Origin of the sequence: uncultured Aquimarina sp. (assembly GCF_947495315.1) — a bacterium.
In the GTDB taxonomy this organism is placed as follows: Bacteria; Bacteroidota; Bacteroidia; order Flavobacteriales; family Flavobacteriaceae; genus Aquimarina.
In genome coordinates this window covers 164,421-185,861 of the sequence record NZ_CANLYD010000009.1, presented here as the reverse complement: position 1 = coordinate 185,861, position 21,441 = coordinate 164,421, and the positions used below count along the sequence as shown (strand labels likewise).

Annotated in this window: 18 protein-coding genes; 12 read left to right on the top strand and 6 right to left on the bottom strand. The window is 33.3% G+C overall.

Going from position 1 to position 21,441, the window contains the following annotated elements; translation table 11 throughout:
* Window positions 1-259 precede the first annotated feature (259 nt).
* The 5 genes from Q0910_RS16705 to Q0910_RS16685 all read left to right on the top strand — a co-directional run bounded on the left by Q0910_RS16705 (window position 260) and on the right by Q0910_RS16685 (window position 7,276).
* Complete coding sequence (locus Q0910_RS16705; protein WP_299218904.1) at window positions 260-1,189, top strand: 2-dehydropantoate 2-reductase; 930 nt, start codon at window positions 260-262, stop codon at window positions 1,187-1,189.
* 295 nt (window positions 1,190-1,484) lie between these two features.
* A complete protein-coding gene (locus Q0910_RS16700) occupies window positions 1,485-4,889 on the top strand; it encodes a DUF559 domain-containing protein (RefSeq protein WP_299218902.1) in 3,405 nt (1,134 codons plus the stop codon).
* Between the two features lie 76 nt (window positions 4,890-4,965).
* On the top strand, window positions 4,966-5,226 hold the full coding sequence (locus Q0910_RS16695; protein WP_299218900.1) for a SemiSWEET transporter: 261 nt from the start codon (window positions 4,966-4,968) through the stop codon (window positions 5,224-5,226).
* Window positions 5,227-5,359: 133 nt separating this feature from the next.
* On the top strand, window positions 5,360-6,475 hold the full coding sequence (gene ald, locus Q0910_RS16690; RefSeq protein WP_299218898.1) for an alanine dehydrogenase: 1,116 nt from the start codon (window positions 5,360-5,362) through the stop codon (window positions 6,473-6,475).
* Window positions 6,476-6,583: 108 nt separating this feature from the next.
* On the top strand, window positions 6,584-7,276 hold the full coding sequence (locus Q0910_RS16685) for a zinc metallopeptidase (protein WP_299218896.1): 693 nt from the start codon (window positions 6,584-6,586) through the stop codon (window positions 7,274-7,276).
* A 60-nt stretch (window positions 7,277-7,336) separates the two neighbouring features.
* Here Q0910_RS16685 and Q0910_RS16680 read toward each other — a convergent pair whose 3' ends face one another.
* Window positions 7,337-7,807, bottom strand: a complete 471-nt coding sequence (locus tag Q0910_RS16680) for an Lrp/AsnC ligand binding domain-containing protein (RefSeq protein WP_298548587.1) — start codon at window positions 7,805-7,807, stop codon at window positions 7,337-7,339.
* Window positions 7,808-7,876: 69 nt separating this feature from the next.
* On the bottom strand, window positions 7,877-9,247 hold the full coding sequence (locus tag Q0910_RS16675) for a saccharopine dehydrogenase family protein (protein WP_299218892.1): 1,371 nt from the start codon (window positions 9,245-9,247) through the stop codon (window positions 7,877-7,879).
* Window positions 9,248-9,400: 153 nt separating this feature from the next.
* Here Q0910_RS16675 and Q0910_RS16670 point away from each other — a divergent pair, with 153 nt between their 5' ends.
* On the top strand, window positions 9,401-9,784 hold the full coding sequence (locus Q0910_RS16670) for a DUF423 domain-containing protein (protein ID WP_299218890.1): 384 nt from the start codon (window positions 9,401-9,403) through the stop codon (window positions 9,782-9,784).
* A gap of 67 nt (window positions 9,785-9,851) precedes the next feature.
* On the top strand, window positions 9,852-11,468 hold the full coding sequence (gene pckA, locus Q0910_RS16665) for a phosphoenolpyruvate carboxykinase (ATP) (RefSeq protein ID WP_299218888.1): 1,617 nt from the start codon (window positions 9,852-9,854) through the stop codon (window positions 11,466-11,468).
* A gap of 96 nt (window positions 11,469-11,564) precedes the next feature.
* Here pckA and Q0910_RS16660 read toward each other — a convergent pair whose 3' ends face one another.
* The gene (locus Q0910_RS16660; RefSeq protein WP_299218886.1) at window positions 11,565-12,311 is read right to left on the bottom strand and encodes a uroporphyrinogen-III synthase; all 747 of its coding nucleotides are present in this window, start codon (window positions 12,309-12,311) and stop codon (window positions 11,565-11,567) included.
* Between the two features lie 32 nt (window positions 12,312-12,343).
* The gene (locus Q0910_RS28670; RefSeq protein ID WP_366142673.1) at window positions 12,344-12,997 is read right to left on the bottom strand and encodes a DUF4271 domain-containing protein; all 654 of its coding nucleotides are present in this window, start codon (window positions 12,995-12,997) and stop codon (window positions 12,344-12,346) included.
* Window positions 12,998-13,171: 174 nt separating this feature from the next.
* Here Q0910_RS28670 and Q0910_RS16655 point away from each other — a divergent pair, with 174 nt between their 5' ends.
* The 3 genes from Q0910_RS16655 (at window position 13,172) to Q0910_RS16645 (ending at window position 15,885) form a co-directional block, all read left to right on the top strand.
* A complete protein-coding gene (locus Q0910_RS16655) occupies window positions 13,172-13,903 on the top strand; it encodes a polyprenol monophosphomannose synthase (protein WP_299218884.1) in 732 nt (243 codons plus the stop codon).
* A 2-nt stretch (window positions 13,904-13,905) separates the two neighbouring features.
* Window positions 13,906-15,246 carry a dihydroorotase gene (locus Q0910_RS16650; RefSeq protein ID WP_299218882.1) on the top strand — a complete coding sequence of 447 codons (1,341 nt, stop codon included), beginning with the start codon at window positions 13,906-13,908 and terminating at the stop codon, window positions 15,244-15,246.
* 96 nt (window positions 15,247-15,342) lie between these two features.
* Window positions 15,343-15,885: a DUF4296 domain-containing protein gene (locus Q0910_RS16645; RefSeq protein WP_299218879.1), complete on the top strand. Its 543-nt coding sequence runs from the start codon at window positions 15,343-15,345 to the stop codon at window positions 15,883-15,885.
* On the opposite strand, the gene Q0910_RS16640 is transcribed toward Q0910_RS16645, so the two are convergent.
* The gene (locus tag Q0910_RS16640; RefSeq protein ID WP_299218877.1) at window positions 15,854-16,864 is read right to left on the bottom strand and encodes an NAD-dependent epimerase/dehydratase family protein; all 1,011 of its coding nucleotides are present in this window, start codon (window positions 16,862-16,864) and stop codon (window positions 15,854-15,856) included. The two genes, Q0910_RS16645 and Q0910_RS16640, sit on opposite strands and share 32 nt — an antisense overlap.
* 59 nt (window positions 16,865-16,923) lie before the next feature.
* Window positions 16,924-19,869, bottom strand: a complete 2,946-nt coding sequence (locus tag Q0910_RS16635; RefSeq protein ID WP_299218875.1) for a CHAT domain-containing tetratricopeptide repeat protein — start codon at window positions 19,867-19,869, stop codon at window positions 16,924-16,926.
* Window positions 19,870-20,043: 174 nt separating this feature from the next.
* Between Q0910_RS16635 and Q0910_RS16630 the strand changes: the two genes are divergently transcribed.
* Window positions 20,044-20,628, top strand: coding sequence for a sigma-70 family RNA polymerase sigma factor (locus Q0910_RS16630; RefSeq protein WP_299218873.1), 585 nt, complete (start codon window positions 20,044-20,046; stop codon window positions 20,626-20,628).
* Window position 20,629: 1 nt separating this feature from the next.
* Window positions 20,630-21,364: a hypothetical protein gene (locus tag Q0910_RS16625; RefSeq protein WP_299218871.1), complete on the top strand. Its 735-nt coding sequence runs from the start codon at window positions 20,630-20,632 to the stop codon at window positions 21,362-21,364.
* The last annotated feature ends 77 nt before the right edge of the window (window positions 21,365-21,441 follow it).

The window sequence follows — 21,441 nt, the reverse complement described above, 5'->3', positions numbered from 1 at the left end:
CGCGAGATCTATTTATTATGATGTTTTAATTAACTTTGATTTATAAAGGTAACGTCCAATAAGGATTAAAATTTTTTGAAATTACATCTTTAATTATTGTTAAGCTTGGATTCCGGCCTACGCTGGAATGACAAGTGCTTTGATAACACCGTTTCTTTTGTCATTCTGGCGTAGGCCGGAATCCAAAATGAATGGAAAAAGTTTAAACACGGTTGCCATTAGACAAGCGATCTAATCAATCTAATAATCTAAAAAGAATATGCATACAGTTATTATAGGTGTTGGTGGTGTAGGAGGATATTTTGGAGGAAAAATTGCCAATTCAGATCAAAAAGTTTCGATGATTGCCAGAGGAAATCATCTTGAAGCTATACTTCAGAATGGGTTGCAAGTTAAGAGTATTGATGGCGATTTTGTTACGAGACCTTTTTTAGTTACTGATGATATACACAAAGTTGAAAAAGCAGATTTGATTTTAATCTGTACAAAATCCTGGCAGGTACAAGATGCAGCAGAACTTATCAAACCAATCCTGAAAGACGATACCGTTGTGATTCCAGTACAAAATGGTGCAGATAATGCCGAAAAAGTGTGTTCCGTTGTAGATGAAAAACATGTGCTGGGCGGATTGTGTAAGATCTACAGTAAAATAGAATCTCCTGGAGTTATTTCACATTTTGGTCATACACCTGAAGTTATTTTTGGAGAACTGGATAAAAGTAGATCTGATCGTTTACAAAGTGTGAAAGCTGTTTTTGACAAAGCAGGATTTAAGAACAAGATCTCTGAGGATATCCGAGTAGATATCTGGAGCAAATTTATGTTCATCGCCACTGTTAGTGGTTTAGGAGCGCTCACCAGAGCAACGATTGGAGAAATGTATGAGCATCCTGAATTGAATAAGATGCTTAGAGCAACAGCTACTGAGATTTATAAGATAGCTATAGCCAAAGGAATTGAAATGCCTTCAGCTATTGTAGATGGAATCATGACTTTTATAGGAAAGCAACCTTTTACTGCAACAGCCTCGACTCAAAGAGATATTATGGAAGGAAGACCTTCTGAACTGGATAATTTTAATGGTTTTATTGTCAAAGAGGGTAAAAAACTAGGCCTGGACACACCTATAAATGGATTTATTTATAGTTGTTTACAACCAATGGAAGCAAAAGCTAGATTAAAACCTTAGAATTTAGCGAAGCTTTTTTATCCTTTTACACAGAATATATACCCAAAAGCTTCGAGATTCAGGAGCCGAGGTACGATGCGACGCGAAGTTTTGAGTATGGTTTTATGAGATTTATCGAATAAAAATTCCTTGTAAAAGGTGTCTTTTTCTTTGTTTCGTTTCTTTTGGACAAGCAAAAGAAATGAAAGATATAATGTTGAAGGTTTAAATTTGAAAATCAAATTAGAAAGAACTTAAAAGTGATCTGTCGTTTAACTCGCATAAAATCGTAAATTTGCGGTCTTAATTTCAGATGATGAGTTACGATTTTAATACGATTGAGGCCAGATGGCAAGCCTATTGGGCAGAGAATGGAACGTTTAAAGCTGAAAACAACAGTGATAAACCAAAATACTATGTACTAGACATGTTTCCTTATCCTTCTGGAGCAGGACTACACGTTGGGCACCCATTAGGATATATTGCCAGTGATATTTATGCAAGATATAAACGTCACAAAGGATTTAACGTATTACACCCGCAAGGATATGACTCATTCGGTTTGCCTGCAGAGCAGTATGCGATCCAAACAGGTCAACATCCTGCAATCACTACCAAAGAAAATATCGCTAGATATCGCGAGCAATTGGATAAAATAGGATTTTCTTTTGATTGGAGTCGTGAAGTAAAAACCAGTGATCCTAAGTTTTATAAATGGACGCAGTGGATCTTCATTGAGTTGTTCAATTCCTGGTATGATAATGATGCCGATAAAGCAAGACCCATTAGTGAATTAGAACAGGTGTTTTCTAATGAAGGGAATGCAAAAGTAAACGCTGTTTGCGATGAAGATATAACAGAATTTACTGCTGCTGACTGGAATGCTTTTTCATCAAAAGAAAAACAAGAAGTATTACTAAAGTATAGATTAACCTATTTAGCAGAAACCGAAGTAAACTGGTGTCCGCAATTAGGAACGGTATTAGCTAATGATGAAATCGTAAATGGTGTTTCTGAGCGTGGTGGTTATCCGGTGATTCGTAAAAAGATGACACAATGGAGTATGCGTATTTCTGCATATGCACAACGTTTAATAGATGGATTAAATACTATTGATTGGCCTCAGCCACTAAAAGATTCTCAAACCAATTGGATTGGTCGTTCTGAAGGAGCAAGTGTGACGTTTAATGTCCTCTCTTCCCATCCCCAACCCTTCCCAGAGGAAAGGGAGCAAAGTGCAGGGTATTTGACTGGAAATCCAGAAATTGCTGGAGCACTTTTGGAAAGAGCTAAAGAAATGAGAGCCAATCCTACTAAAGCAGAAGCTCTTTTATGGGAAAAATTAAAGACAAAGAAGCTAGGACATAAATTTAGACAACAACATCCTATTGATGCTTACATAGTGGATTTTGTTTGCCTTTCTAAAAGACTCATTATTGAAGTTGATGGAGAAATTCATGATCATCAAAAAGAAGCAGATCAGGAGAGACAATTAATATTAGAGGAAAAGAAGGGGTACACCCTTTTACGTTTTACAAATGATGAAGTCATAAGCGATATAAATAAAGTAGTAGGTAAAATTGAAGAGACGCTAAAAGTCCTTCCCTCTGGGGAGGATTTAGGAGAGGATGTGAAGGAACACACAATCGATGTGTTTACTACACGTCCTGATACCATTTTTGGAGTAAGTTTTATGACATTAGCTCCAGAACATGAATTGGTAGCCAAAATTACAACTCCAGAACAAAAAGAAGCGATAAATACGTACATAGAAGCAACAGCAAAACGTAGTGAACGTGATCGTATGGCCGACGTAAAAACCATTAGTGGTGTATTTACAGGAGCTTACGCTGAGCATCCATTTACTAAGGAACCAGTTCCAATCTGGATCGGTGATTATGTCTTAGCCGGATATGGTACAGGAGCTGTTATGGCGGTACCTTGTGGAGATCAACGTGATTATGATTTTGCAAAACACTTTGGGATTGCTATTCCTAATATTTTTGAAGGAATAGATATTTCTGAAGAAGCGTTTGCAGATAAAGACAATACAATCATTACCAATTCGGACTTTTTAAATGGTTTGAAATATAAAAAAGCGGTAAAAACCGCGATTTATGAGTTAGAGAAATTAGGTCAAGGAAAAGGTAAAATAAATTATAGGTTGCGAGATGCAGTGTTTAGCCGCCAGCGCTATTGGGGAGAACCGTTTCCCGTATATTATGTAGATGGAATGCCGCAGATGATCGATCTAAAACATTTACCAATCCAATTACCGGAAGTAGAAAAATATCTGCCAACAGAAACTGGTGAGCCGCCATTAGGTCGTGCCGATGTTTGGGCTTGGGACACAGAAAAGAATGAAGTAGTTGCGAATGATCAAATAAATCATACAACAGTATTTCCTTTGGAGTTAAATACGATGCCAGGTTGGGCAGGAAGTTCCTATTACTTTAATAGGTATATGGATCCTAATAATGAAGATGAGGTGTTTTCTCAAGATGCTATTAAGTATTGGAAAGATGTCGATCTATATATAGGAGGAAGTGAACATGCTACGGGTCATTTATTATATGCACGTTTCTGGCAAAAGTTCTTATTTGATAGAGGTGTTGTACCAGTTGATGAATTTGCAAAGAAGTTGATCAACCAAGGAATGATTTTGGGAACTAGTGCTTTTGTTTATGTTTACTTGTTGAATTGTGTTAATAAAACAAAAGGGAATATAAGTATAGATGTTCCAAGACCTGAACCAATTTTTATATCTGAAAGAGATTATAATGATATAATTGAAAATAATCATTCTGTTATTATTGAAGATTGGGTAGAAAAAAAATATGGATCTAAATCAGATTGGACATTTGAAATTAATTTTGGAGCTTCACATGTATTGAAAAGACATGTTGATATTTCTTTATTAAAAGGTTTAACCGATGAATTAGATATTGATTCTTTCAAGAAAGATAAAAGATATGATGATATATCCAAAGGAGTTTACCTTTTAGAGGATGGCAAATATATTGTCGGACGAGAAGTAGAAAAAATGTCCAAATCCAAATACAACGTAGTAAATCCAGATGGTATTTGTGAACAATATGGAGCTGATAGTTTACGACTATATGAGATGTTCTTAGGGCCGCTAGAACAAGCAAAACCTTGGAATACTGCTGGAATTACAGGGGTTCATTCTTTCTTAAAGAAATTATGGAAACTATATCATAATGGAGATATTTTCAGCGTAAGCGATACAGAACCTACTAAGGATAATCTAAAAACCTTGCATAAAACGATCAAAAAAGTAGAAGAAGATATAGAGAATTTCTCTTTTAATACTTCGGTAAGTACTTTTATGATTGCAGTAAATGAATTAACAGCTCAGAAATGTAATTCCAGAGCAATTTTAGAACCATTATTGGTGCTAGTTTCTCCGTATGCTCCGCATATTGCAGAAGAGTTATGGAATAAATTGGGTAATGAAACTTCAATTTCCACAGCCGAGTTTCCAATTTTTGAAGAGAAGCATTTGGTAGAAAGTACAAAGCAATATCCTATTTCATTTAATGGTAAAATGCGTTTTATGATGGAATTATCATTAGACTTAAGTAAAGAAGATATCGAAGCTGCTGTAATGGCGCACGAAAAAACACAACAACAACTTGATGGTAGAACTCCTAAAAAGGTAATCGTGGTACCAGGTAAGATTGTGAATGTGGTTGGGTAGACCAAGAATACAGAGAATAGAATAAAGAGAATTGTCTTTTATCTCTTTATTCTATTTTTCTTTTATCTCAAAAAATATGATCGACTCAATAGAAGTTCTGGGATTAATAGCAGCAATATTAACAACAGCTGCTTTTTTACCACAAGTATATAAAACCTGGAAGACAAAATCTGCAGAAAGTTTATCGATGTCAATGTTGTTAATTTTTGAAAGTGGAGTGCTTTGTTGGTTGGTTTATGGGTATTTGATAGGTAGTCTACCTGTGATTTTAGCAAACTTTGTTACGGCTATATCTGGATTTTTGCTGCTTTATTTTAAATTCCGCTACAAAAACTAACAGAAATTGCTAATTCTAATTGTATTTTAACAAGTTATTGTGTAATATAGTAAATTACGGATAAGATATTTTTTAGGCTTATTTTATTGTTTTATTTCAATAAAAAATTTATTTTCGACCAAAAATTAAGAATATGATAATTGGTGTTCCTAAGGAAATCAAGAATAACGAGAACAGAGTAGGTGTAACACCTGCTGGAACAATGGCACTCGTTAGTCATGGTCACACTGTTTTCATTCAGCAAGATGCTGGCCTTCAGAGTGGTTTTAGTGATGATGAATATATCGGTGCAGGAGCAAAGATATTACCTACTATAGAAGAGGTGTATCAGACTGCTGAGATGATTATAAAGGTGAAGGAGCCTATAGAACCAGAATATAAATTGATCAAGAAAGATCAATTGCTATTCACTTATTTTCATTTTGCTTCAAGTGAGCCTTTAACAAAAGCAATGATAGAGAGTGGGTCGGTTTGTATTTCTTATGAAACGGTAGAAGATCCTGATCGTAGCTTACCATTACTTACACCAATGAGTGAAGTGGCTGGGCGTATGTCTATCCAGCAAGGAGCTAAATATTTAGAGAAACCGCTGAAAGGAAGAGGAATTCTTCTTGGAGGTGTTCCTGGAGTTGCTCCTGCCAAAGTATTAGTACTTGGTGGAGGTGTTGTTGGTACTCAGGCTGCAAAAATGGCAGCAGGAATGGGAGCTGATGTTACGATTCTTGATATTAGCATGAAGAGATTACGTTATTTGGATGATGTAATGCCTGCTAATGTAAATACTGAATTTTCTAACGAATATACCATTCGTGAACATATAAAAACTTCTGATTTAATTATCGGAGGTGTTTTAATACCAGGAGCAAAAGCACCAAAGCTTATTACTCGTGATATGCTAAAGGATATGCGTACTGGAACGGTATTGGTAGATGTTGCTGTAGATCAAGGAGGTTGTTTTGAGACAACAAAACCTACTACACATCAAGATCCGGTTTATATTATTGATGATGTAGTGCATTATTCTGTGGCTAATATGCCAGGAGCAGTGCCTTATACATCAACTTTGGCATTAACTAATGTTACTTTGTCATATGCAGTACAATTAGCAAACAAAGGCTGGAAAGCTGCTTGTGCAGATAATGAACCGCTTAAAAAAGGATTAAACGTAATCAACGGAGATGTAGTGTATCCAGCTATTTCAGAAGCATTTAACCTTCCTTTGGAAGATGTAAATAACTATTTAAGTTAAACTCGACTTATTGGCTAACTCAAGTTTATTTAACTGAAAACCTCGTCTTTATGGCGAGGTTTTTGCTTTTATTATTGTAAATTTAATAACAAAAAAAAGTTTACAATTATGATGGGATATTATGTCTTAGCCGGAATTATCTTTTTAGTAAGTTCATTTGTCAGTAGTAAGCTAAAAAGTAAATTCAAGCACTATTCTAAAGTACATTTACAGAATGGAATGAGTGGAGCAGAGATTGCTACAAAAATGTTAGAAGATAATGGGATACGAGATGTAAAAGTAATTTCTACACCAGGAATGTTAACAGATCACTATAATCCAAGAAATAAAACAGTTAACCTAAGTGAAGGAGTATATAATCAAAGAAATGCGGCTGCAGCTGCTGTAGCAGCTCACGAAGTTGGACACGCGGTTCAGCATGCTACGGCATATAGTTGGCTAACGATGAGGTCCAAGATTGTTCCTGCTGTAGGGATTGCCAGTAAGTTATCTAATTTGGTTATTATGGGAGGCTTGATTTTATCAGCGACAGGTTCTTTGATCGGAAATACGATTTTTCTAGTAGGTATTATTTTATTTGCAGTGACCACATTATTTGCTTTCATCACACTTCCTGTAGAATATGATGCTAGTAATAGAGCATTAGCCTGGTTAGAGGACAATAGAATAGTGAATCAACAAGAACATGCTGGTGCTAAAGATGCTTTAAAATGGGCTGCAAGAACCTATGTGGTAGCTGCATTAGGTTCTCTAGCAACATTACTATATTTTATTTCTATTTTTATGGGTAGAAGAGATTAAGTTTTGCCTAAATAAAATAAATAAGCCTCATAGTTATAAAAACTATGAGGCTTTGTTTTCTTATATCTTAATCTGTCTATTGATTTGTTGGTCCAACGAAATGAAGGTCTCTGTTCTAGAAACCCCCTCAATTGCCTGAATTTCTTTATTCAATACATTCATTAAATGTTCATTATCTCTACATAGAATTTTAATAAATATAGACCAATTTCCTGTTGTATAATGACATTCAATAACTTCAGGGATATCTTTTAATTGCTTAACGGCTTTAGGATTGCTAACCGCTTTGTCTAGATAAACTCCAACAAAGGCCATTGTTTTATATCCCAATACTTTTGGGTCAATAATGAATTTGGATCCGGCAATAAGGCCAGAAGCTTCTAATTTTCTTAATCTTTGATGAATTGCTGCACCTGAAATTCCAATCTTTCTTGCAATTTCTAAGATAGGTCTTCGAGCATCTTCCATAAGATTACGAAGAATTTCCTTGTCAATCCCATCTATTTTTACGCTACCATATTGACCTTTCATAAAAAAGATACGTTACAATTAATAATCAAAAATAGAGGTTAGGATTTAAAATCGAAACTTTTTATAAGATTATCCTGTTGCTCCATCCGGATTATATCCTAAATATTCACGCTCTTTTTCTTTAAATACAATACCGTATTCTTCCAGTTCTTTAAGTATTGGTGTATATATTTCTTCTCGGATTGGTATCTGTACTCCAGTAGATGTGATTTCCTTATTCAGGATTCTTAATGCAGCCATGGCGACTGGTAATCCTACGGTTCTGGCCATAGCGGTGTACTTTTGGTCTTTACCAATACATACCATTGTTGCATCTATCTGTTTACGTTCTCCATCAAGTTCATATCCAAATTTATGATACATAACAATCATATCTTTATCTCCGTCATCTAAGGTCCATTTGTCCATCAGTATCTTTTGCAAGACCTGAGCAGGTGTAGCGTTCGGGATTCCTACTTTTTTATGAGTATTAAAGATATCCAGCTCTAATAGTTTGTCCCATATAATATCGTCTTGATCAATTTTCAAATAATGACGAAGCTTTAGCTCTACAGAATCTGTTGGAGAATAGGCAAGAAATGAGTTTGTAAAATCACGGTAGCTCATATGTTCAGAGTTTGCTAATGTATAATCATCAGCAGTCATACCTAATTGTACAAAAATGTTCCAGGCTTTAGAAAACCCAACTCTTCTTATGGTTCCTCGATAAAGAGTTAAAATATCATCTAGTCCATAGATACTTTGATATTTTAAGGAGTTTCTATTAGCATATGCTTCAAAGCGACCGTATTCTTCTACTTCTAGGAATTCAGTTCTTCTGAATAATTTATGATAAGGGATATATTTATAGGCTCCTTCTTGCAGAAATTCTGCAGCACCACCTTGTCCGGCGACTACAACATTTCTAGGATTCCAGGTAAATTTATAACGCCATAGATTGTTATCACTTTCTGGGGCTACCAATCCTCCTGTAAAAGATTCAAATAAGATGATTTTCCCTCCTTGATTGCGTATTCGGTCAATAACCTGCATTGCACTCATATGATCAATACCAGGGTCTACACCAATTTCATTCATAAAGATGAGTCCTTTCTTTTTCACTTCTTCATGAAGCTCTTGCATTTCCTTACTTACATAAGAGGCAGTTACCAAGGATTTTTCGAATCTAAGGCAATCTTTAGCCACTTCTATATGAAATCTGGCAGGAAGCATGGATACTACAATGTCAGCGTTTTTAATCGAGACTTCTCTGGAGTTTTTGTCGAAAACATCTAATTTAATAGCATTAGTGTTAGGATGATTTGCCGCGAGTATCCGAGCATTTTCAACGGAAATGTCTCCGATAGTAATGTGTAAATTTTCAGATTCGGATTTATCCTGAAAATATTTAATTAAAACCGCAGTGGATTTACCTGCACCAATGACCAGTATCTTTCGCATGCTTAATGATTATTTTGATAACTTTGATGCGAATGTAATAAATACATCAAAAAGTAAGTTCTCAATTTTGACGTATTCGTTATGTTTTCAAATAAAATATGTCTAAAATTTATTTTTTGTTTAAAAAAATGATCAATTATTGCTAAAATAAGAATGAATAAAACAATTTTGATTACCGGAGCAGTTACAGCCTTATTGGCGGTACTATTAGGAGCATTTGGAGCACATGGCTTAGAGAAGCTTGTAGATCAAACAAGTATTAATTCTTTTCAGACAGGTGTCCGATATCAGATGTATCATGCAATCGTTTGCATTATTTTAGGAAACATGGCTGTCTTAGAAGATGTAGCCAAAAAACGCATTTTTTATTTCTTCTTGAGTGGAATGACCCTTTTTTCGGGGTCAATTTACCTTTTGGTAGTTGACGAAATATTAGGAATTTCTTTGTCAAGTATGGGTTTTGTTACACCTTTGGGAGGTTTTATGTTAATTTTAGGATGGATTTTCTTTGTAATTTCGCTTGTTAAGATTAAGTGATTTTTTTAACCGTTAGTGTAATATTTATTTATAATTTTGTCAAACATAACAAACACAACATATTTTTATGGAACCACTGTATCCAATTACGAAAACGATTTCGTTAAAGCATTACGGTATTGAAAATGCTACAATACGCTACCAATTATCTCCAGATGAACTTCAGGACGAAACGGTGCAAAAAGGACAAGGGAAAATTACAAAATCTGGAACACTCGCTGTAAATACAGGTGAGTTTACTGGTCGTTCACCAATGGATCGTTTTATTGTAAAAGATCAAATTACTGAAGATAAAGTTTGGTGGGGTGATATCAACATTCCTTTTGAGGCTGATGCGTTTGATGCATTATACGACAAGGTTACCTCATACCTTTCTGGTAAAGAGATATTTGTTAGAGATAGTTACGCTTGCGCGGATTCAGATTATAAACTAAACATACGAGTGGTCAATGAATATCCTTGGTCTAATATGTTTGCTTATAATATGTTCTTAAGGCCAACAGAAGATGAGCTAAAAGATTTTGATCCGGAATGGACGGTGATTAATGCTCCTGGTTTTATGGCGGATGCGGCCGTAGATGGTACACGTCAACATAATTTTGCAATATTAAACTTCACAAAAAAAATAGCGCTTATTGGAGGGACAGGATATACTGGAGAAATCAAAAAAGGGATTTTTTCTGCATTAAATTTTATATTACCGGTTTATAAGGAAACGCTTCCGATGCATTGCTCTGCTAATGTTGGAGAAGAAGGAGATACAGCAATATTTTTTGGACTTTCCGGAACTGGAAAAACAACATTATCTACTGATCCTAACCGTAAATTAATTGGTGATGATGAACATGGTTGGACCAAAGAAAATACAATCTTTAATTTTGAAGGTGGTTGCTATGCAAAGGTTATTGATCTCTCAGCAGAAAAAGAACCAGAGATATACGGAGCTATTAAAAAAGGAGCAATTCTTGAAAATGTAATTTTTGGAGACGATGGTGAGGTTGATTATGCTGATACTTCTATCACTCAGAATACAAGAGTAAGTTATCCAATTTATCATATAGAGAATATACAGGAATCTTCTATCGGTAAAAACACAAAGAATATATTCTTTTTAACTGCAGACGCTTTTGGAGTTATGCCTCCAATTTCTAAATTAACTCCAAGTCAGGCAGCGTACCATTTTATATCTGGATATACCGCAAAAGTAGCAGGAACAGAGGCTGGAGTTGTAGAGCCTACTCCTTCGTTTTCAGCTTGTTTTGGGGCGCCTTTCATGCCATTGCATCCAGCTAAATATGCCGAAATGTTAATCAAAAAAATGAAAGACACAGGTGTAAATGTTTGGTTAGTAAATACCGGATGGACAGGTGGACCTTATGGCGTAGGAACCAGAATCAAGTTAAAATATACTCGTGCTATGATCCAGGCAGTGTTAAATGGTGATCTAGGATTGTATTCTTATGATAACTATCACATTCACTCAGTATTTGGAGTGGCACAACCAAGAGAGTGTCCGGGTGTACCAAAAAGTGTATTAAGTCCGAGAACAACTTGGAATAATGATGAAGAATATTATAAAACAGCGTTTAAGTTAACGAATGCATTCAGAGAGAATTTCAAAAAATTCGAATCCTATGCTAATGAGGAAATCCGTAGAGGAGGTCCACAACGTTATGCTTTTTAGTAGATAAGAAAATACTAAGCTAAGAAACAAAAGAGGCCTGAAATTTATATTTCAGGCCTCTTTTATTTTCAGTATTTTCAAAAAAATAATAGTAAGTTATTTTTTATTTGCTTCTTTAATGTATTTCTGAAGTGCCATTGTCATCGAAGGAGTTTCAGGAGTTGGAGCTTGAATATTTACTACCAAATCGTGTTCTTCTGCAGCTTTTACAGTAGAGTTTCCAAAAACAGCAATACGAGTATCCTTTTGTTGAAAGTCTGGAAAGTTCTCGAATAATGATTTTATTCCTGAAGGGCTGAAAAATACCAGGATGTCATAAAATACATCTCTTAAATCAGAAAGATCACTTACCACAGTTTTGTAGAAAATCGCTTGCTTCCACTCTACTTTTAAGGTATTAAGCGTGTCGGGAATTTCAGACTTTAATTTATCAGAAGAAGGCAGTAAAAACTTTTCATTTTTATACTTCTTAACTAATGGCATTAATTCCTGAAATGTACGTTTTCCGACATAAATCTTTCTCTTTCTGTAAACTACATACTTCTGTAGATAATAAGCGACAGCTTCACTCTGACAGAAATATTTAAGCGAATCAGGAACTTTAAAACGCATTTCTTCAGCAATTCTAAAAAAATGATCCACAGAATTTCTACTCGTAAGAATAATAGCAGTGTATTGAGATAAATCCACTTTTTGTTGTCTCACTTCCTTAGCATCTACGCCCTCTACGTGAATAAACGGTATAAAGTCAATTTTTACCTTTTCTTTCTCCTCAAGTTCGAAATAAGGTGAATTTTCTACTTTAGGCTCTGGTTGTGAGACCAAAATCGTTTTCACTTTCATATATAGTCTTTATTTGTAAACGTACCCCTAAATTATATAATTAGCTTGTACAGCATAAAATAGGGTGCGATTTCAAGTGCGCAAAGATACAAAATAAAATAAAACGAATGGTTTAAAATGATGTTTTCGTTTTTCTTGTAAACAGAAAAAAGGATGATTAAGTTTAAAACTAGCAAAGAAACTATTAGTGCTATCAAAACAATTTTTGAAGGTTTCGCAGTATAAATGAATAATAAGTTAAAAGGTAATAATATTACCCCCAAAAAATTGCGATATGATAACTTATAAAATAAATAATCTTCGATTAAAATTTCAATTGAAAAAATAGTAGAAATTATTTTTTCTACTAAAATTTTACATATTAAAACGAACAAATAGAGTGATGCTATCTTTAAGTACAGTATCATGTCAACGGTATCCGATTGCCATTGTAAAACATCTAGACACAGATATACGAACAATGAAACAGAAAGAACCTGAACTAAAACTAGAATTCCATTAAAAAATGTAGATAGTTTATTCCCTTTTTGATTAAGAACAATGTATTTGTTTGTGTTAAAAAGCATTACAAATTCTGAAAAACGAGCAGAATTCATAAGTTTAGCTGTCGCTAAAAGCACAAAACACATTAGGATTACTATGGTAATCCAGTCAGTAGATATGATTTCTCTTGTAATAACCTCCATACTTAGAAAAGGATAAAATTAAGTCATACTTATTACATAATAAAATAAAGTATCGTAAATAAGATGCAACACTAATTTAAATACCAAGTATATATACGTAAACCATGATATTAGAGTAAAAAACCGAAAATATTCTAGTGAATATTTAGTTATATTTGCCTGAAAACACTTTAAATGGTAGATGCATTAGTAATTATACCTACCTATAATGAGATCGAAAATGTAGAGCGTATTATCAAAAATGTGCTTGCACTTCAGCGTGATTTTAATATTCTGGTTGTGGATGACAATTCTCCAGACGGAACAGCAGGAAAAATTAAAGAATTGCAAGAGGAGTATCCCGAACATCTTTTTTTAGTAGAGCGAAAAGGAAAGTTAGGATTAGGAACAGCATATATTACAGGGTTTAAATGGGCGTTAGAGCGATCTTATGAATATATTTTTGAGATGGATGCGGATTTTTCACATAATCCAAATGATCTAATAAGATTATATAATGCTTGTGCTAAAGGAACATCACATGTAGCAATTGGATCGAGATATGTTACCGGAGTAAATGTGGTAAACTGGCCTATGAGTAGGGTATTACTATCTTGGTTAGCATCAAAGTATGTTCGTTTTATCACTGGAATGGATATTCATGATACTACAGCAGGTTTTATTTGTTATAGGAGAGAAGTTTTAGAAAAAATTAACCTTGATAAGATTAAATTCGTGGGATATGCTTTTCAGATTGAAATGAAGTTTAAAGCATATCTATCAAAATTTAAAATAAAAGAAGTTCCAGTGGTGTTTACTGATAGGACACGGGGAACTTCTAAAATGAGCAAAGGAATTATCTCTGAAGCGATTTTTGGGGTGTTAAGGATGAAATTAGAGAGTTTGTTTAATAGTTATGAAATATGATCATGAATAAAGTATTGATTAAGAATACTAACATTGTTAATGAAGGAAAGATTTTTAATGGGGATGTATATATAGAGAATGGTTTTTTTAAAGAAATCGCTTCACAGATAAGTGCCAAGTCTCCTGATGTACAAGTTTTTGATGCAGAAGGAAAATATCTTTTGCCAGGTGTTATTGATGATCAGGTTCATTTTAGAGAACCAGGGCTAACACATAAAGCTACAATAGAAACAGAATCCAGAGCTGCGATAGCTGGCGGGATTACTTCTTTTATTGAAATGCCTAATACAAACCCACAGACAACTACTATAGAAAAGCTAGAGGAAAAATTCGAAATAGCTGCCAAAACCAGTTATGCCAACTATTCTTTTATGTTTGGAGGTACTAACGATAATCTAGAAGAGATATTGAAGGTGGATCGGAATAAGGTTGCAGGGCTTAAGTTATTTTTAGGTTCTTCTACTGGAAATATGCTGGTAGATAATCCCGAAGTATTAGAAAAAATCTTCTCATCTACGGATTTATTAATCTCTGTACATTGTGAGGATGAAGAGACTATAAAAAATAATACCGAAAAATATAAAGAGCAGTATGGTGAGGATATACCTATTGAGATGCATCCAATTATTAGAAGTGAAGAAGCTTGTTATATATCTTCCTCCAGAGCTGTAGCACTTGCTAAAAAGACAGGTGCAAGATTGCATGTTTTTCATCTTTCTACAGCAAAGGAATTAGAATTGTTTACGAATAAGATTCCATTAAAAGATAAAAAGATCACTGCAGAAGTTTGTATACACCATCTTTGGTTTTCTGATGAGGATTATAAAGAAAAAGGAACTTTGATAAAGTGGAATCCAGCAGTAAAAACATCAAAAGATAGAGAGGCATTGTTTCAAGCTTTGCTTAAGGATAAATTAGATGTAATTGCGACAGATCATGCACCACATACGAAAGAAGAAAAAGATAATGTATATACAAAAGCACCTTCAGGAGGTCCTTTAGTACAACATGCATTACCTGCAATGTTAGAATTTTATCATAAAGGTAAAATTTCATTAGAAAAGATTGTAGAGAAAATGTGCCATAATCCTGCAATTTTATTTCAGGTGAAGAAGAGAGGGTATATAAAAGAAGGCTATTGCGCGGATGCAGTTTTAGTAGATCTTAATGCTCCTTGGACTGTTAATAGCGATAATATAGCATATAAGTGTGGATGGTCTCCATTTGAAGGGACTACCTTTAAATCAAGAATTACACATACTTTTGTGAACGGAAGTTTAGTGTATAAGAATTTTAAATTCTATGATGTTAAGAATGCCCAGCGATTAACTTTTGACCGATGAAATAAGCATTAGAAAATTTTTATGGTAAGAACGCAGTGGTTAGAAACATTCTCGACTTTATGATTTACTTGTAATTAATTGATAAAATTTAAATGTGTGAAAAAAGGAATAGTATATAGTTTTTTTTCTTTAGTTCTTATTGTTTTTTCTTGTCAAAGTTTGGATAAAACACAAAAGCCGGAGAACCTACTAGCAGAAGATAAAATGGTAGAGATACTTACGGATATTGCTTTTGTGAAAGCTGCAAAGGGAAGTTATAAAAAGGTTTTTGATATTGAAAAAATAAACCCAGAATCATATATCTTAAAAAAACACGGTGTAGATAGTTTAGTATTTGCCGAGAATAATAATTGGTATATAAATCAATTAGATGAATACGAGGAGATTTTTAAAAAGGTAAAAAGCAACCTGGAGAAATCAAAGGTGAAATTTGAGAAACTAAAAAAAGAAGAAGATTCGATAAAAAAGATAAAGGATTCTATTAAAAGAGCAACAAAAGGTGTCAAAGTAGAAAAAAAATCAACCAATGATCTAGAATCTATTGGTGAAGAACTGCTAATAGAGAAAGAGATAGAAAACGCAATTAAGAAAAGAAAAAAGCCTAAATCTATTTCTCCTTCAGGAAAAAAGAAGCAGTAGTTTCTATTGCTTTATTAACAGGCGTAAAACTATAAATAAGCTCTTTTTTTATCTTTTCATTTTCATAAAAAGAATTAGAGAAAGCACTTTTTATAGAGGATTTGAATATCGATCGTTTAGTTCTGAAAAAGAAATGACTAAATTGTTGTAGATAGTACGCTATTTTCATTAAAAACGGAGAAACTTTCTTTTTGGGGATAGGCTTATTTAGAGCTTCGGCAATTAGGGTAAATGCATTTTTGAAACTCAAGTTTTCACTCACTAAAATGTATCTCTCATTTTTTAGTTCACTATTCATAAGGCGGTGCATGATCTTTACTACGTCATCAACGGCTACATATCCGGTAGTTCCAGTGGTATAGTATTTCATGCCTTTATGGATTTTTTTAAATAGATATCCACTACCGGAATTAAAAAAACCACTACCGATAATGATACCAGGATTTACAATTACCGCGTTAAGTCCTTCTTGAGTTCCACGCCATACCTCCATTTCTGCACCGTATTTGGTGATGGCATATACAGAATCAGAGATCTCGGGATTCCATTCCGTGGTTTCATTAATTGGATTTTGAGAAGTGTTTTCACTTAAAGTTGCAATCGAACTTACGTAGCAGAGTTTTTGTATCTTATTGATCAGTGATAAGTTTACAATATTGGCAGTTCCTCCTATATTTATTTTGCGTAGTTTCTTGTAATGTGATGGATTAAAAGATATCATTGCAGCGCAATGATACACTTGAGTAATTCCTTCAAAAGCAACAGTTAATGCTGGAATGTCGTTAAGATCTCCTTGTATCCATTCAATGGTATCAAAACCATTAAGATCTTCGGATTTAGAGCATTGCAAAAAAACCGTTTTTGTATATTCCTTTTTAGCAACTGTTCTATATAAAGCACGTATCTGATGTTTTTCTTCCACCAGTTTAATTAATAAATGTGTACCTACTAAACCTGTTGCTCCGGTAACTAATATCATAGTATTTATTCTGTCATACTAATGTAAACAATTAGTAATAAATATTTTGTTTTACTTATTTAAAAAGAAGCTTTCCTCTTTCTAAACCAAAATATACTCAAAAATAGTATTATAAATACTACTAATCCAGTTATCCAATATAGACTGTAGTTAGCACTAAATTCAATTGGAGCGGTATCTCCAATCAGATAAAAACCTCCCCAATAAAACGGCTGTGTTCTATTTAGATTCGTATTATTGAGATATTGTAGTTTGGCTTGCTGCAGTGCTTTGGCTTTATTCATTCCAGCTTTTAAGTTGGTATAGAAATACTTCATTAATTCTGGTGTAGTTTGGTCCGATACTTCCCAACTGCTTAATAATAAACTTTTAGTTCCAGCATATTGGAATGCGGTTCCTAAACTCATAATACCTTCTCCTTTGGCGATTTTACCGGTTCCGGTATTGCACGCGCTTAGCACCGTAAGCTCCGCCGGAATATCTAACGCAAATAACTCGTGACTATACAATAGATTATCTTCTACGGTATCTTTACTTTGAGTGAAAAATAGTTTAGAATTTTCTGGTCGTTCATTATCTACCTTGCCATGTAACGCCAGGTGTAGGATATTATACTGACCAGCATTTTTCTTAAAATTAGCCTCTATAGCTTCTGATCCATAAAAATAATTTCCATCTATAATATTGGCAATTGCCTTGATCTCTCTGCGGGTCCCAGGAAGATCATCACCAGTATCTCTTAGGGTTGCCATACTCAGAGTTTTACTTGCAACAATATTGGTGCTATCCGAAAACGAAAATGCCAGGCATTCCTTTAATGTATTAGATTTTTCGTTGCTTTTGAGAGGAGTAAACAAAAGGTTAGCAGAATTAGCATAGCTAATCGTATAGTCTTTTAATAAGTAAGATAGTTTTTTCGGATTATTAGAGGCATCATGTTGAGTAAGTAGTAAATCAAAATTAAGATGCCATAACGGGCCATCTGGGCTGATAATCAAATCATCACCTGCGATTTGATCTTTGATAGGGCTTATCAATTGTTGATAAAGTTCAAACGCATTGTTTTTATAACTAGCAGTATTTTTATCAGTAATGGATGTTCTTAATTCTTCTATGTTTTCTGTAAGCTTTAAAGTGGCAAGCTTTTTTACACCAATTTTACTTTTTGAAATCGTAAAGGCATAGGTAATACTATCAGCTGTAAAAAACTCCAAAAAGGTAGTTTTGTTATCTAGTTTTTGTTGAATATCAGCAGCCGAAATCACTTCATTCTGATACTTCAGTTCATAATATTTAGGATATTTTTTTTCTAATACTTCTGTTAAGGAATCTTTCCTTCTAGAGATCTCGAAGAGTTTGCTTTCATATTTTGATATTTTACTAGAATCCAATTTTTGTTTAGAATGTTGTTTAATAACTTGGGATTGATAAAAAGCGTGATCGATTCTTAGGTCTTTTTCTAAAGTTATAAAAGCTGTTGATAAGCCTGCAAAGTTTTTAGCGTCGGCCTGGTTTAGCAATTCTTTTAAAATATTTGCTTTGCTTTTTTCTGCATATAGGAAAGCTTGATGTAATACATCTTCATCTTGAGTATGCTTAAAAAGCAGCAATTGAGCATCTATAGCTCCTTCATATACCTCTTTGACTTTGTTAGCAAAAGTTACTCTATCCTGATAATTACTTAAGGTTTCTCTAATACTCTCTATTAGCATATCTGCTTTTTGATAAACTTGTATGCAGTTTTCAAAACTTTGGATGTTCTTTTTGTTACTATAGGAATGTCGAAAATTTTTAGCTTTGTTTAGAAAAGTTTCCAAAGCGATATTTGAGTCAAAAAAATGTAAATTTCTACTATTAGAAATGGCATTTACTTTTAAGGCATGTTCATAATAAGAGGATGCTTCAGAAAATTGTTTTGTTTTATTTAAAGTATTCCCAATATAATTATAAATGGTTGCGACCATGGTGTGATTAATATTGGATTGATTTAAATTTATATTTATTGCTTTTTTGTAATTTGTTAATGCTTTTTCATATTCTTTTTTTCCATCAAAACTGAGCCCAATAACAAGATATGAATTAGCAACATATTGATGATTTTCTCCAAGCTCATTTAACCTTATATTTAGAGCTTTGTTATAAAACTCGAGAGATTTGTCATAATCTTTCAAGTCGTAATGGACGAGTCCAATATTATAATAGGAATTGGAAACTCTTATATGTTTATCCCCGTATAGCTTTATGTATATCTGTAAAGCTTTTTTATATTTTATTAAAGCCTCATGGTATTGTTTGTTTCCGCGAAGAGCAACGCCAATATTATTTAGATTAGTAGCTACCTCTAAATTGCTAGAGCCGAAAGCTTCGATAGAAATAGTTAATGATTGTTTGAAATATTCTAAAGCTTTTTTGTACTCTTTTTTTCTAATATATACCCTTCCAATTTCGTTGTAAGTTTTACCCACTTTTTTATGATTTTCTCCAAAAGCCTTAAGCTGAATTAAAACAGCTTTTTTATGATGTTCTAATGACTTGTTATATTCACCTTTTATAAAAAAGACTATTCCAATATAATAATGGGAAATGCTAATATTCAAATGTAGTTTTGGTAAAATTCTTTTTTTTATGGCAAGAGCTTTTTCATAATAAAATAAGGCAGTGTTATAATCATAAAGGCTTAATTCATAATAAGTTCCTATGTTGTCATAGGCGTAAGCTTCTTGTATACTTTCTTTTTCGATATTTTTTGTTATTACTTCTAGAGCCTTTTCTGCATTATTAAATGAATCTTTATAAGAAGACTTTTTCCATTGAATTGTAGATATTTCATTATAGCAATTAGCAACTTTTTCCCAAGCCTTCGCTTTTTCGTAAATAGGTAAGGCTTTTTGAAAAAAATCGACAGATTCATTGTATTTTTTATTTGTCAATAAAGAATCAGCGTTTTTATAATACTGAGAAGCTAAAATTGTATCATTTACACTTTGCGCGTTAATATAGTTCAAAGAGATTATTAGTGTAAAAAAAATACATTTCGTCATATTGAAATAACATTCAAGAGGTTTCATAAGGTAATTCTATATTTATTAATAACAAAGAACGTAAAAATGTTACTTTTACATTGTAGAATAAAATTTGCAATTTTAAGGTAACAGATTGCTACCTGATGACATTAACTTATGAGTAACCCCAAAGAACGTGAAATTTTAGAAGGAATTGCAGCTGGAGACACTTTAGTTATAAAGGCTTTCTATAAAAAAAATTATAATTATATCAGAGGTTATATTCTTCAGAATTCTGGTGATGAGGAAGATGCAGAAGATGTATTTCAGGATGCGTTGATAGTGATGTATCAAAAACTAAGATCGGATACATTGGATATTAATGTTTCGATACGCACCTATTTTTATGCTATTTGTAAGAATATTTGGAGAAGTCGGTTACGCAAAAAAAGAAAGTTAATCTTTGATAATGAATTAATAGAAGTTGATGAACAATTAGAAGCGTCTATTATAGAAGATATAGAGAAAAAAGAACGCGAACATTTGTATCGCAAATACTTCCTTAGACTAAGTGATGCGTGTAAAGAAGTGTTAAGTTTGGTTTTTGCTGGGAATACTATGAAAGAAATAGCCCGAATTACTGGATATGCAGAAGGGTACGCACGAAAAAAGAAATTTGAGTGTAAAAAATCTTTATTAGATAAGATAGAAAAAGATCCTATATATCAGGAGTTAAAAATAATTTCTGAAAAAGAATCATAATATGGAAAGAACTCAGGAGTTATTTGAAAAAATAGAAGGATATCTTGCTCAGACGTTATCAGAGGAAGAAGTACTTGCTTTTGAAAAAGAAATAGCTGAAAATTTCGAACTCAAACGTGAAGTAGAAAAGCAACGTGAGCTACATCAAGTATTGAGTGATAGAGATACACTTGATTTTAAAGAAAAATTACAAAAAATCAGTGCAGAAGTAAAAAAAGAACAATCTAAAAGTAATACCTATTTTTTGTATTGGAAAATTGCCGCCTCTATTATTATTATACTTGGAGTAGGAACATTGTTATGGAATAACTTAAACAAAACGGATAGCTTTTCAGATTTGTATGCTTCTTATTATACACCGTATCCGGCAGAAGATATTACGAGAGGAGATACAGCAAATGAATGGGATGACATCGTTAAAAATTATTCTAAAGGTAATTATGATAAGGTAATCTCTGAACTTACAAAAACTACTTCTTTTACTACATTAGAACAGTTTGGGTTGTATCTGGGTAATAGTTATCTTAATACAGGAAAAGAACGAGAAGCATTACTGCAGTTTGAAACGATAAGTAATGAAAGCAGATATCATGAAGCTGCTAATTGGTATCGTGCGCTTACACATCTTAAGTTGGGAGAAATCAAAAAATCTTCAGAGATTCTCAAAGAAATCATTAATTATAATGGAATCTACAAAGAAAAAGCAATGCAACTTATCCAAGAACTTAAAGAGTAAAATTGCTTTAGATAGATAGAAACGATTTCTCAGTTATTCATAGCGCTATATAATCCATATTTTTATCTTTGCCGCGT